Below are 13,679 nucleotides of genomic sequence, written 5' to 3'. Positions count from 1 at the left end.
TCCTGTAAAAAAAAGCCGCCGGCCTATGATATGTATCATTTGCACCGGCAGCTTAAGGCTCATTTCAGACAGATCATCTGTCTGTTCTGCGATCTGGCCACACTTGAATCATTACTGATCAGCAGGTCAATTATACTCTTAAATGTTTTCTTGTTGTAAAAAAGCTTCCAATAAGTCCGATTCCGATTCCAAGTGCCAGACTGATCGGAAGTAAAGTCTGATAGATCTGCCATACCGGAATGAAATCTACCACGCCGGTAAGTACATTGAATTTGGTCAGTATATAGGATACTGCGGCATTATAGCAGAAGTAAAGTCCTGTCAGAGGAATTGCGGCTCCGATCACTCCCAGTACCATACCCTCTAACAGGAATGGTGCTCTTACGAATGCATCGGTGGCACCTATATATTTCATGATCCCTATTTCTTCTTTACGGACTGCAATACCAACAGATACGGTATTGCTGATCAGGAAAATGGAGATGATCAACAGTAGTGCAATGATCGCAATGGATACATAAGAAACCAGCTTGTTGATGTTTCCAAGAGTCTTGGCTGCTTCTTCGGACTGGTTGACTTTTCTTACGTGTTTCAGATCCTGGATATAAGAAACAAGTTCTGTCTGTTTCGTAATATCGTTCATATATACACGATAGTTGGCTGAGTTTGCAAGCGGATTGTCGTCCTTGAATCCATCTGCTGCCTCTGATCCCTGGAAATACTTATCTTTGTATTCCTGCCATGCTTCATCTGCTGACTGATACTCGATCTTCTCTACTTCCGGACGTGCTTTGATCTTCTTTCCGATAGCTTTGATCTGCTTGTTTGTGGTTCCTTCATCGAAAAAAACGGTAATCGGGACTTCCTGCTCTACTTTGTGTGCAATATTGTCAACATTATTTACAATAGAGAAAAAGATTCCGAACAGAAAAATGCAGGCAGTCATTGTAATAACAGATGCCAGGGAAAACATCCAGTTTCTCTTAATATTCTTGATACCCTGTTTCAGGGTATACCATATTGTACTAGGCCTCATGATATTCTCCCTCTTTCTCGTCACTTATGATGGAACCTTCATGCATAGTAACTACTCGTTTCTTCATTGCATTTACGATTTCTTTGTTGTGAGTTACTACCAGGACAGTGGTTCCTCTGTCGTTGATCTGTTCCAGAAGTTTCATGATTTCCTCAGAAGTCTTCGGGTCCAGGTTTCCTGTTGGCTCATCTGCCAGAAGGATGTCCGGACGGTTGACCAGAGCTCTGGCCAGGGCGACTCTCTGCTGTTCTCCACCGGAGAGTTCGTCCGGGAAAGATTTATATTTGCCTGCAAGGCCAACTTCCTGAAGTACTTCAGGAACACGTTTGCGGATAACTCGTGTCGGACGGTTGACTACTCGCTGAGCAAATGCTACGTTCTCATATACGTTTCTGTCTTTCAGGAGTCGGAAATCCTGAAACACTACACCAAGTTTACGGCGGTATTTGGCTACTCGTCTATGTTTCATTTTCTCCAGACGCTCACCGCTTACGATGGTCTGGCCGGATGTGGAATCCAGTTCTTTCATGAGAAGTTTGATCAGGGTTGTTTTGCCTGATCCGCTGTTTCCTACTACGAAGACGAATTCGCCCTTATCTATATGTAAGTTCGCATGGTTTACGGCCGGAAGACCAGGACCGTAGGATTTGCTTACATCTATTAGGTCTATCATAGATTTTTTCCTCCAAGGGGTTCATGTTTTTGTAACAATATTGTAATATATGTTTTTGGGGATTGCAAGTGGGTTTTTGAGGTTTCATAGAATGTTCATAGTTTTTCTCAGTAAGGGACGACAGGAAATTTATTGGTTGCGAAGGCGGTTTCGGAGTCTAGTAATTCTGCAAATGCCCTCGCAACCAATAAATTTCCTGCCTGTTACTTTGCTGTGGAACTGTCTCGCTATGTAACATTTTAAATTATATAACTGCATATCCTTACTGCAATCTCGAATTCTAACTATACACTGTGAAATAAGATTTGTAAAGAGAGAAAATGCCTGCTGCAGTAATTGGCACTGCAGCAGGCATTGATGTGTTCCTTCTATTATAATGTATTAATACTCTAGTGTTTCCATATACTTCATATAGCGTACTACCATAAGCGCAATCTTGAATGTAATGGCGTCTTCAAATACGCGAAGGTCTAATCCTGTGCTCTTCTGGAGTTTATCGAGGCGGTAGACCAGAGTGTTTCTGTGGATGTAGAGTTGTCTGGATGTCTCGGAGACATTCAGGCTGTTTTCGAAGAATTTGTCGATGGTCACTAATGTTTCTTCGTCGAAATCATCCGGGGATTTGCCACCGAAGATTTCTTTGATGAACATCTTACAGAGCGGGATTGGTAGCTGATAGATCAGTCGTCCGATTCCCAGAGAACTGTATGCGATAACCTCTTTATCTCCAAAGAAGATCTTGCCTACGTCGAGTGCCATACGGGCTTCTTTGTAGGAACGGGATACTTCTTTGAGTTCGTTTACGATCGTACCATATGCCATATGTGTCTTGCCATCATTGCCCATTCCAAGTGTGTCGAGGATTGTGTGTGCAAGCTGATCCATCTCCGGATAGTTCTCGCCATCGTCAAGTTCCTTGACTACAATGATGCTCTTCTCATCTACTGCTGTGATGAAGTCTTTGCTTTTGCCGCCGAAGAGACTCTTCACACTCTCCATGGAGCTGTGATCTTTCTCCTGAGGCATCTCGAGGATCATTACTACACGACGCACGTCTGCTTCAATATGCAGTTTCTTCGCACGGTTATAAATGTCAACAAGAAGCAGGTTGTCAAGAAGCAAGTTCTTAATGAAGCTGTCTTTGTCAAAGCGTTCTTTGTATGCTACGATCAGATTCTGGATCTGAAAAGCTGCGAGCTTGCCGACCATATAAGTATCTTCATCGTCACCGTGAGCAACCAGAATATATTCAAGCTGATAATCATCACAAACTTTAAAATACTGGAAGCCCTTTACCAGCTGGCTGTCGGCCTGTGATTCTACAAAAGCCTGTACGTCTGGCGTTGCGATGGAAAAATCTGCAAATGTACTTGCGAGTACTTTGCCTTCTGTGTCAAGGACACAAAATTCTGTTCTGGAAATTTCTTTTAACCCTTCAAGAGTATTCTGAAGCACCTGATTCGATATCATCCAATTTCAATCCCTTCTCATCTATAGTATTTGTTCGTACTGCCATTCACACGCTACTATTCAGAATTTCATTGCCTCAGGCAGTTTTGAAATGAATTTTGGTCTCATTATTAAATACGTAATGAATAGCAACGTTTGTTTCCGTTTTAACCATAAAAACTTATACCTGTATTGTATTTTAATACATATTTACCAAAAATAAAAGAGGAAAGAGAAAAAAACTTACAATTTTTTGTATATTTTTTTGTGAGTGTTCACTCTATACAACCTGATAACAACTTTCTGTTTCAAATATATCGCTTTATAATCCGGCAGAGACTGTTTATATTTCAGTTAAAGTATCCAAACTCTATATTTTTACTTTTTCTCAATAAAGCCTTCCCCATGTACTTCTCTTGCATCCGTAACGATCACGAATGCTGACGGGTCGATTTCGTCTACTTTTTCTTTGAGCATTACGATTTCTTTTTTGTTTACTACGCAGAAGAGCATCAGTTTATCCTGTCCGGAGTACATTCCTTTTGCGCTGATGCCGGTGACACCTCGATCCAGGTCGTTGATGATCATGTCGGAAATTTCTTTGGGCCTAGATGTTATGATATAGGCGGCTTTGGAGAATTTCAGACCTTCGATCAGTCCGTCGGACACTTTTGTTACCAGATATACGGCAATGATCGCATAGAGTGCTTTGTGGATTCCGAATACGTACATACCAACAAGCACAACGCCTGCATCTATGATCTGCATGATCTGTGCAATGGAATAATGTTTAAGGAATTTCTGAATGATGGCTGCCATCATATCCGTTCCTCCGGTTGTTCCTCCTCCAAGGAAAACAAGACCTATGCCGACTCCCTGGATCACGCCACCGTAGAGTGCCGCAAGAAGCAGGTCATCACCGGCAAGGTTCCACACCGGCTGAAGTGCAAGCCATGCAGAGAGAGAAATTTCTCCTACCAATGCTTTCTTTACAAAAGAAAAACCATGGATTTTCCACCCGATCAGAAACAGCGGGATATTGAGTCCCAGGTTCGTTACCCAGAGAGGGATTCCGCCATCGATGATTCCTTTTGTCCATGCTTTGATAATAATTGCTACGCCGGAAAATCCTCCGGTTACCATTCCGGATGCATCGAATACAGAATTGATCGCCAGGGACATCAGTCCGGTTCCTACGATGATCATCAGGTATTCGAGCAGTTTTGATTTTTTTCCATTTGCTAATTTCATCTTTCTCCTCCTGCATCTTTTATATTCTCAGGGATCAGTGGATTATAGTATATCTGCCACTGTATGATCAGACACTTGTCGGTATTCTGATCAAAGTAAATCATGAAGCTGCACAATCAGCAAACCGTAATTTAAGTGAATAAAATCATCCGTTTTGCTACGCAGCTCTACACTAACTAACCACTTCGCAGTGGATTTGGTTAAATAAGATACCACTTTATCACTGTGCCGTAATTATTTTCCCGTAAATTACAAGAACGGCAGCAATCCACATAGGACTGCTCCCGCTCTTATTCTTACCTTATTTTCCAGGCTTATTGATAAAATTTACAAAATGATAACTCTCCATTATCTGGAAGTATTTAACGATCCTTGGATATAAAGGCTCTGCCTTCTCCCCAAATTCGTCTTTTACCAGTGCAGCAATATCTTCCACTGTCTTCCTGCCATCTATGAGTGGCCAGATAAATGTGCCATTGTCATCCAGATGTATCTTCGTATATCTGGGTTTTCCAAACAGCTTCTGGGCAATCGTGTTAAACGCGCCCTTATTCTCTATTTCCAGCACCATTCTCCCCCTGATATCAGTATGCCAGCGAAGCTGTGCACTGCGCTCAGGAATGAGATCCAGATAATTGATCTGTAATTCTTTTTTCTTTTTACTCATTTAAATATTATCATCTCCGCCTGATCAGGCTTTCTTCTTGTTCCAGATACTGAATTTCAGAAGGCTTAAGATCATAAGTAACATCAGGATCACGCCGCCTGCATTACCAAGGTTAATGCTTCCGGAGAGATCAAATACACTGCTTACGTTTACTACTGCAAGGATTGCAAGAAGGATACCTACAAGACCTTCACCTGCGATCATACCTGCACAGTAAAGTGTACCGTCTGTTGCCTGTTCTTCTTTTTTCTTATCATCAACATTCTTTCTTCCGTCAACGAACATACGAACAACACCACCGATCATGATAGCAGCGTTGAGGTAGATTGGAAGGTAAAGACCGATAGCAAATGGCATAACCGGAATTCTTAAGATTTCCAGACCAATTGCAAGGAATACACCGATAAATACCAGTGTCCATGGAAGCTTGCCGCCCATGATACCTTCTACGATCATCTTCATCAGAGTTGCCTGAGGAGCAGGTACTTCTGCACTTCCGTATCCCCATGCAGTGTTCAGAAGATAAAGAACACCACCGATAGCAAGACCGGCAGCAACAACACCGATAAGCTCACCGATCTGCTGTTTCTTAGGAGTTGCGCCAAGAAGATAACCTGTCTTTAAGTCCTGTGAAGTATCACCTGCGATCGCTGCTACGATACAGATTACGGAACCGATCGCAATTGCAGCTTTCATTCCGTCGATACCTGTTTTGCCTGATGCTTTGATAACCATTGTTGCGATCAGAAGTGTAGCGATAGCCATACCTGATACAGGGTTGTTGGAGCTTCCTACAAGACCAACCATACGGGAAGATACAGTTGCAAAGAAGAAGCCGAAGATTACGATGATCAGCGCACCGATCGGGTTAACCGGGATAGCCGGAACAAGCCAGATGATCGCAACCATTGCCACAATACCGATCAGGATAACGTTCATCGGAAGATCCTGTGCAGTTCTTTCTGTACTTGTATTCTTGCCACCCTTCATGCTCTTCATGGAATCACGGAAGGTTGTAATGATCAGAGGCAGGGATTTGATCAGGGAAATAATACCACCTGTTGCGATAGCTCCTGCTCCGATATATTTTACATAAGTACTCCAGATTTTAGCTGCTCCGCCTGCTGCATAAAGAGCAGAAATTGTTTCTGTTCCGGGATACATAACTGTATCAGCTCCGAACAGACAGATTACCGGAATCAGCACCATCCAGCCAATAAGAGAACCAACAAACATAAAGGATGCGATTCTTGGTCCTACGATATATCCAACACCGAGAAGTGCAGGATAGCATTCCATACCAATTTCACCTTTGAATCCTTTAAATGCTACTGCAACGTCTGCAGGGATTACCTTTAAACCGTCAACGACAAATTTAAAGATCGCTGCGATTCCCATACCTGAGAATACTGTCGCAGCGTTTGCACCACCCTCTTCACCTGCAAGCAGAACATCTGCGCAGGCAGTTCCTTCAGGATAAAGAAGTGTTGCATGCTCTTTTACGATCAGTGCGTTACGAAGTGGTACCATAAAAAGTACACCAAGAACACCACCGCAAAGTGCGATTAATGTGATTTCCACGATACCCGGCATTTCACAAAGTCCTTCTTCTGCCCAAAGGAACAGAGCTGGCATTGTGAAAATTGCACCGGCTGCCAGTGATTCACCGGCTGAACCGATTGTCTGGACCATGTTGCTCTCCAGAATGGAGTTCTTTTTCATGATCTTGCGAATTACGCCCATGGAAATAACTGCTGCCGGAATGGAAGCAGATACAGTCATACCAACACGCAGACCAAGATAAGCATTGGCTGCACCGAAGATGACTGCAAGGATAACACCCATGATGATGGATGTCACCGTAAATTCCGGTGTGATCTTGTCAGCCGGAATATACGGTTTGAACTCTTTGTTTTCGTTCATGATTTCCTCTCCCTTTTGTATTAATTTATAAACATATCACATTATAGCGAAATATATACAAAAAGGCAAGGTGAAAATAATGGATTTTTGTACACTTTATCGTATTGACGTGATGATTTGATAAATTTCTACCTTGTTAGCGTTTTCTAACATCACTTTTTTGCGTTATTTTGTCTGTTTATTCATCAGAATCCAACTGTTTGATCAGATATCGTCCGACAATTCTGGAAAAGTTCGAAATATCACGAATATATGCAAAGTCCTTTCCAAATATCTTTTTTTCCGTCGAAAGGTCCTTTTCTTCTCCTGCAAAAACACCCAGGACACTGACTCCCAGGTTTCGCAGATGACGTACTTCCGTTGCAGTGTCATTGACTGCATATTTTCCCATATAAGGTTCCGGGTTCTTTGCGTGTGGCCTGTTTACAATGACATCGTATGGTTTCCCATCGCTTAATACAATAAGGATTTTCTTCTCCTCCGGTCTCTGGAGCAGACCGTATCCTGCAGTTTTGATGGCAAGGCCGTCTCTGTTATTGGAAGAGGTCACATAATTGAAAATATTTTCATTCGCTGACTGTGGGTCATCGTACTCACGGAATCTGTGAAGAATGGTGTAATCCCAGAATGTACAGAAACTCATAACACGATGAGGCAGGTTTACATTGCTCAGTGCCTCACTGATGATATATGCCTGCAATGCCACGTCTCCCTGCCTGGACATCTGAGACCCGCTGGCATCGATCAGCACATCAACTACAAAATCGGATGCATCTGATTTCAGTTCTCTTTTGAACAGATTTGCTTCACTGCTTCTTCCCACACGCCAGAGTCTGGATGGGATGATCGTGCCTCTGTCTGAAAGTACTTCCTGTGTCTCACTTTTCAACACCAGTGTCTTTCGCAACAGGTCTGTGAGCGATGCGATGTTCTGTTTCACGATCCTGTGTTTGTCATGGTAAAGCCAGATGTTCTTGTTCTTCAGGCGCACTGCGTATTCGTACTGATAGTTTCGTTTGACCGGATTTTTGAGAATTCCTTCTGTAAAATAAAGGCTGCAGTCTCTGTGAAGTTCCCGGCACATCAGATAATTCATGCGCTTCTCTTCTGCAGGAGTAAGGTAAGTTTTCCCGAAATTCAGTTCCACGTAGGTGTAGGCTTTCTCCAGTTCCTCTTCTGTCAAAATCGTAATTTTGTGTTTTGTCTGGCGCTGTTTTTCCATTTCTTCCGTGACAGAGGTATCTTCCATGTCTGTGATACGGTTTGCCATCTGCTCAATGTAACTTTCCAGTACTTCTTCATAGAGATCTTCTGTGAGAAAATCCTCCCAATCGTATTCTGAAAGTTCTTCCATGGTGACTGCCATGATCTGTTCCAGCGTGCCATGGTCTTTCTCAAAGTTCGGATCAATGATCGTATTGTAAAGGCTGTCAATGATACGGATCAGTTCCATGGTATCTGCGGCAATTCGGGACTGGTAAACCATATCGCGGATTTTGCGCAGACGCTCTTCTACATGATGGTTTCCATTCTGCAGGTGGTCACGCAGGATGGCGATTTTCAGGCGGCCAAGAATATCTCCGTATGCCGGCATCTGTTCAAATTCCTGATCAAGGATATCTTCAAATGCCTGTTTCTGCATTTCCCGGACTCCCGGGCGCTCCAGACAGATTTTATCTCCGATTGCTTCTTCCACACAAAGCTGTGCAATTGTAGTCAATTCTCCTTCGCCTGCCTGACAAAAAACTTTTTTTACCAGATATAAGCCCAGCAGATCTTTATCATAATATTTTGCAAGTGCTCCCTGCTTGATTCCGTCATACAGGGCAATTGCTTTTGAGCGGAGATACAGGGGAACGTCTACTTTCATATTTAATGTGTAATCTCCGCTGATTGTCCAGAGGAGATTGCGGATTCTGGTTTCCAGTTCCAGGCGGTAATCGTCAATTTCTACGATTTTCTCATCTTTCATATACATCATCCCTTGTCCAGTCTGCCGGAATTCTGGTTCTTACTACGTCTTCCACGATTTCTTTCTCGAAAATATCAAAAGTCTTGTTTACCACACCCATGGTAACTGCTTTTCGCGGTGAAAGTCCTGTCTCTACGATTTTCATGGCAGCAAGGAGACCTCGCAGGTCCAGCGGTTTGGTGGATATTTCGCTGTTTGTGGCTTTGAGCTGCAGATCCAGAAATACACCGATGAATTGTGTTCTGGCGTTTTCTTTTACATTCGGGAACATCTGGTGGAAAATGAATTCCAGGGATTCTTCAGTCTGGGCGGGCATATCGATGACCAGAAATCTGGATACCAGAGCTTCATTGAGTTCTTTTGTTCCTGCGTATCCGTAATTCATGGTTCCGATAAAACGGGCTGCAGGGTGGAGGTCAATTTTATCATAGCCTGGGACATCAATGGAACGACGGTAGTCCAGAGTTGCATGGAGAACGGAGACCGCGTCGTTCTTTGCCATGTTGATCTCATCGAGGATTCCGAATCCGCCGTATTCTGCACACTGATAGATAGTTCCCTTGCGAAGTTTTACTTCATTGTCCACGAAAGTGTCTGTTCCGATCAGATCGCCGCTGTTTGTATTCACATGGAAAGAAACATTATATGCAGGGCGGTTGAAAATGTATGCAAGATTTTCTGCAAGAATATTCTTTCCTGTTGCTTTCGGTCCGGTAAGTAAGAGGTTTTCTCCTTTGAGTAGTCCGGCGATTGCCATTTCCAGAATGTCCTTTCCGTAAAATGGGATGGAAGGTTTCACAATCCTGCCGGTCACCTCCGGTGCTACATCGTACTGAGTACGGAATTCTTCTACTCTCTTTATCAGTTCAGGGGATACCTGCTGTTCCTCCAGAAATTTCAGTTCTTCCATTTAGTTCTCCTTCTTGTTATGTTATTCCTTATCAGATATCAGAAGCAAATAAGAGAAAGACATTCATATAATACGCTTTCTGATTGCTTCTTTATGTGACTATTATAGTCCAGTTTGTATTTCAGAAAAAGGCCGCTCATCTGTTTTTAGACTCACGACCTTTTTATTATAGCATTTCTGTCTGCGTTTTTACAATAATATTATACTTCGAATACAAGATCTCCATAAGACGGCATTGGCCACATTTCCTTATCTACGATCATTTCCAATTCATCTACAGGCTCACGTAAAGCTTCCATTGCAGGTACGACTTTCTCTTTGCAGAATACTGCTCTGTCCTGTCCCTCTGCATGTTCCGGAATCTTCTCAACCAGTTTACTGAGTTTGCTCATGGCGCTGTTTGTGCTCTTTAAAAGTTTTGATGCCTTCTTGAGCAGGTCAAGCTGTACACTCACATCGATCAGGCCCTCGCCTGCTGCCTTAACTGTGTTGATGGACTCGCCAAGTACAGTTGTATATCTGATAACTGCAGGGATGATCTGTTTAGTTGCAATATCAATCATTGTCTTTGCTTCGATGTTGATTGCTTTGGAGTAAATCTCATATTTGATCTCTGCACGGGATTCCAGCTCTGTTCTGGAGAATACGTCAAATGCTTCAAACAGTTTGACAGATTTCTCTGTGGTAAGTGCAGGAATAGCATCTACCATAGTAGGAAGGATCGGAAGTCCACGGCGTTTTGCTTCTGCTTCCCATTCCGGTGCATAGCCGTTTCCGTTGAAGACGATCTTCTGATGTTCTGTTGCGTATTCTTTGATCAGGTCATGTACTGCCAGGTCAAAGTCCTGTGCATTTTCCAGGCGGTCGCATGCTTCCTTAAATGCTTCTGCTGTAATGGTATTCAGGACTACGTTGCATCCGGAAATGGAATCTCTGGAACCTACCATACGGAACTCGAATTTATTTCCTGTGAAAGCAAACGGTGAAGTACGGTTACGGTCTGTAGCGTCTTTCATGAAATCAGGAAGTGTCTTAACACCTGTTTCCAGTTTGCTTCCTTTCTTGCTGTGTGTTGCTGTTCCTGTGTTGACTAACTGCTCAAGAACATCCTCAAGCTGTTCTCCAAGGAATACGGAGATTACAACTGGAGGTGCTTCATGACCACCAAGTCTCTGGTCATTTCCTACATCTGCTGCTGATTCACGGAGAAGATCTGCATGCTCGTCTACTGCTTTGAGGATACAGGTAAGAACCAGCAGGAACTGGATATTGTCATGCGGTGTTTTGCCCGGATCCAGAAGGTTGATCCCGTCATCTGTGGTAAGGGACCAGTTATTGTGCTTACCGGAACCGTTTACACCTGCAAATGGTTTCTCATGAAGCAGGCAGCGCATTCCGTGACGGCTGGCTACTTTCTTCAGGATACGCATCATCATCTGGTTCTGGTCTGCTGCGATGTTGACCGGTGCATAGATCGGTGCAAGTTCATGCTGTGCAGGAGCAACTTCATTATGCTGTGTCTTGGCAGGTACGCCCAGTTTCCAGCATTCTTCGTTTACCTCTTTCATATATGCGGAAATTCTCTGGCGGATTGTTCCGAAATAATGGTCATCCATCTCCTGGCCTTTAGGAGGCATGGCACCGAAAAGTGTTCTGCCTGTATAGATCAGGTCTTTTCTCTGAAGCCATTTCTCTTTGTCTACCAGAAAATATTCCTGCTCTGCTCCTACGGACGGAGTTACTTTCTTAGAAGTTGTGTTGCCGAAAAGTCTGAGCAGGCGGAGTGCCTGGGTGTTGATCGCTTCCATAGAACGAAGCAGCGGTGTTTTCTGGTCAAGGGCTTCTCCTGTGTAGGAGCAGAATGCGGTCGGGATGCAGAGAGTTGCACCTGCTGCATCATGGCGTACAAATGCCGGTGATGTGCAGTCCCACGCTGTATATCCTCTTGCCTCAAAAGTTGCTCTTAATCCACCGGACGGGAAAGAAGATGCATCCGGTTCACCTTTAATCAGTTCTTTTCCGGAGAAGGACATCAGAACCTTGCCATTATCCATCGGAGCTGTGATAAAGGCATCGTGTTTCTCTGCTGTCACGCCTGTAAGAGGCTGGAACCAGTGGCTGTAGTGTGTGGCACCTTTTTCAATGGCCCATTCTTTCATCTCGTGTGCTACTACATCTGCGATTTCCATAGACAGTTCTTTGCCCTCTTCTATGGTTTTTTTCAATTCTTTGTAGATCTTCTTCGGAAGTCGTGCCTGCATGACGGAATCATTAAACACGTCACATCCAAAAGTCTCTACTACATTGATATACTCACCCATTTTATTTCTCCTTTTTATTTATTAACGGGGAAATGCCAATTGTTTTGGTTTCCTCATTCTTGGTACTTTTAAGATACAGATTCAGTGCTTCGTGGCAGTTCTCGATCTCTACCTGTGTATGGCTGCCGCCGTATTCACCGTCCAGAGTCCATGGTACCGGTTCTTCTGTGGTAATGGTCACCCTGGCTGATTTAAAAGAATGGATCAGATCTGTATTGTCCTCTGCTGTCAGCATTGCAGTCATGATCTCCTGCAATTCCAGCGGATTCTTCGGTCTTGTGATCATGGTAACTTCAAAAAGTCCGTCATTCATATCCACGTTCTTGCCTGTAAGGTTCTTGAAACCTCCCACTGAACGGGAATTGGTGATCATTCCAAAGATGAAGTCATCCTCCACAGTTAATTCTTCGGATTCAATTCTCATATGGTATGATTTGATATCAAAAAGGCGTTTCACTCCCTCAAGAAGATAGGCTACATGGCCAAGGATATTCTTGAGATCCTGATCTGTCTGATAGGCTACATCTGTAAAAAGACCGAAAGCTGCTATATATGTAAAGCTCTGGTTATTGAATCTGCCGATGTCACAGTGATAAAGTTTCTCTTCCATGATCATGGAAGCGGCATCTGTCATGCTTTTCGGCATAAAGAGACTGTTTGCAAAGTCGTTGGTGCTTCCTGCCGGAATGTATCCGATGGGAATGGAACTCTTCTTTTCCATTACTCCGGTAACCACCTCATCAAGAGTCCCGTCTCCGCCGCTGCATACGATAAGATCTACTTTGGATTCGTATTCTTTGGCTTTCTCGTAGGCATCTTTTGGTTTCTGTGTGGAATAGATAATTACTTCATAACCGCCTTTATTAAAAATGTCCACTATATCAAGCAGGTTTGCTTTGATCTTACCTTTGCCTGCTTTTGGGTTGAAAACAAAGAGCATTTTCTTATCCATTTTTATGCATTCCTCCTTCTTTTTCAGAGTTTGAACGCGTAGGTTTATGGGTACGCGGAATTCTATTTATATAATATAAAAAAAAAGAGGGGAAAAGTCAATGGGGTTCATGGGGCAAAAAAAGTTTGGGGACGGCAGGAAATATTTTTGTTTTCAGGTGCGGTTTCGCGGGCTAATAACTCTAGGTGTGTGGAAATCTGCTAAAAACATTCAAAAATTGCTCAAACTCGCTTCGCTCAGACAGTGAGCAATTTTTGAATAACGCAGATTCCCACGCACCAAGAGTTACTACGCCCACTGCAAATGCACCTGAAAACAAAAATATTTCCTGCCTGTTGGCTGGCTATGGGACTGCCGGGCTGTTACTGCTCACTTCGTTCACAGTAATGCGCCTTGCAACGACAGGCCCGTCTTTAGGATTTAGCACTATCATTTTTTGCAGTACCAAAAATTCGACCACTACTCAAACCAGCATATTTGCTGGCTTTTTTTCTTTTTAAAAAACTTGACAAAATATTTTTTACC

Annotated in this window: 10 protein-coding genes; all 10 read right to left on the bottom strand. The window is 43.3% G+C overall.

Features of this window, described 5'->3' with window-relative positions:
- Window positions 1-130 precede the first annotated feature (130 nt).
- Window positions 131-1,036: a permease-like cell division protein FtsX gene (gene ftsX / locus KQI87_RS13440; RefSeq protein WP_216460590.1), complete on the bottom strand. Its 906-nt coding sequence runs from the start codon at window positions 1,034-1,036 to the stop codon at window positions 131-133.
- Window positions 1,026-1,709 (bottom strand): cell division ATP-binding protein FtsE, encoded by a 684-nt coding sequence (gene ftsE, locus KQI87_RS13435; RefSeq protein ID WP_216460589.1) that lies wholly within the window; start codon window positions 1,707-1,709, stop codon window positions 1,026-1,028. The genes ftsX and ftsE overlap by 11 nt, the downstream gene beginning before the upstream one ends.
- Window positions 1,710-2,090: 381 nt before the next feature.
- Window positions 2,091-3,179, bottom strand: coding sequence for a PucR family transcriptional regulator (locus KQI87_RS13430; RefSeq protein WP_216460588.1), 1,089 nt, complete (start codon window positions 3,177-3,179; stop codon window positions 2,091-2,093).
- A 357-nt stretch (window positions 3,180-3,536) separates the two neighbouring features.
- A complete protein-coding gene (locus KQI87_RS13425; protein WP_216460587.1) occupies window positions 3,537-4,409 on the bottom strand; it encodes a YitT family protein in 873 nt (290 codons plus the stop codon).
- 301 nt (window positions 4,410-4,710) lie between these two features.
- On the bottom strand, window positions 4,711-5,076 hold the full coding sequence (locus KQI87_RS13420; protein ID WP_216460586.1) for a PqqD family protein: 366 nt from the start codon (window positions 5,074-5,076) through the stop codon (window positions 4,711-4,713).
- A 24-nt stretch (window positions 5,077-5,100) separates the two neighbouring features.
- A complete protein-coding gene (locus KQI87_RS13415; protein WP_216460585.1) occupies window positions 5,101-6,999 on the bottom strand; it encodes an OPT family oligopeptide transporter in 1,899 nt (632 codons plus the stop codon).
- A 178-nt stretch (window positions 7,000-7,177) separates the two neighbouring features.
- Complete coding sequence (locus KQI87_RS13410) at window positions 7,178-8,971, bottom strand: cobaltochelatase CobT-related protein (protein ID WP_216460584.1); 1,794 nt, start codon at window positions 8,969-8,971, stop codon at window positions 7,178-7,180.
- Window positions 8,961-9,881 carry an AAA family ATPase gene (locus KQI87_RS13405; RefSeq protein WP_216460583.1) on the bottom strand — a complete coding sequence of 307 codons (921 nt, stop codon included), beginning with the start codon at window positions 9,879-9,881 and terminating at the stop codon, window positions 8,961-8,963. Before KQI87_RS13405 ends, KQI87_RS13410 begins: the two co-directional genes overlap by 11 nt.
- A 200-nt stretch (window positions 9,882-10,081) precedes the next feature.
- Window positions 10,082-12,202, bottom strand: a complete 2,121-nt coding sequence (locus KQI87_RS13400) for a glutamine synthetase III family protein (RefSeq protein WP_216460582.1) — start codon at window positions 12,200-12,202, stop codon at window positions 10,082-10,084.
- A gap of 1 nt (window position 12,203) precedes the next feature.
- Entirely contained in the window at window positions 12,204-13,154 is a 951-nt protein-coding gene (locus KQI87_RS13395) for a diacylglycerol/lipid kinase family protein (protein ID WP_216460581.1), read from the bottom strand.
- Window positions 13,155-13,679 lie beyond the last annotated feature (525 nt).

The sequence above is a fragment of the Blautia sp. MSJ-9 genome (assembly GCF_018919065.1).
Taxonomy (GTDB): Bacteria; Bacillota; Clostridia; order Lachnospirales; family Lachnospiraceae; genus Blautia_A.
Note: the sequence above shows the minus strand (reverse complement) of the source record. Positions and strands in the feature narration are given on the sequence as shown.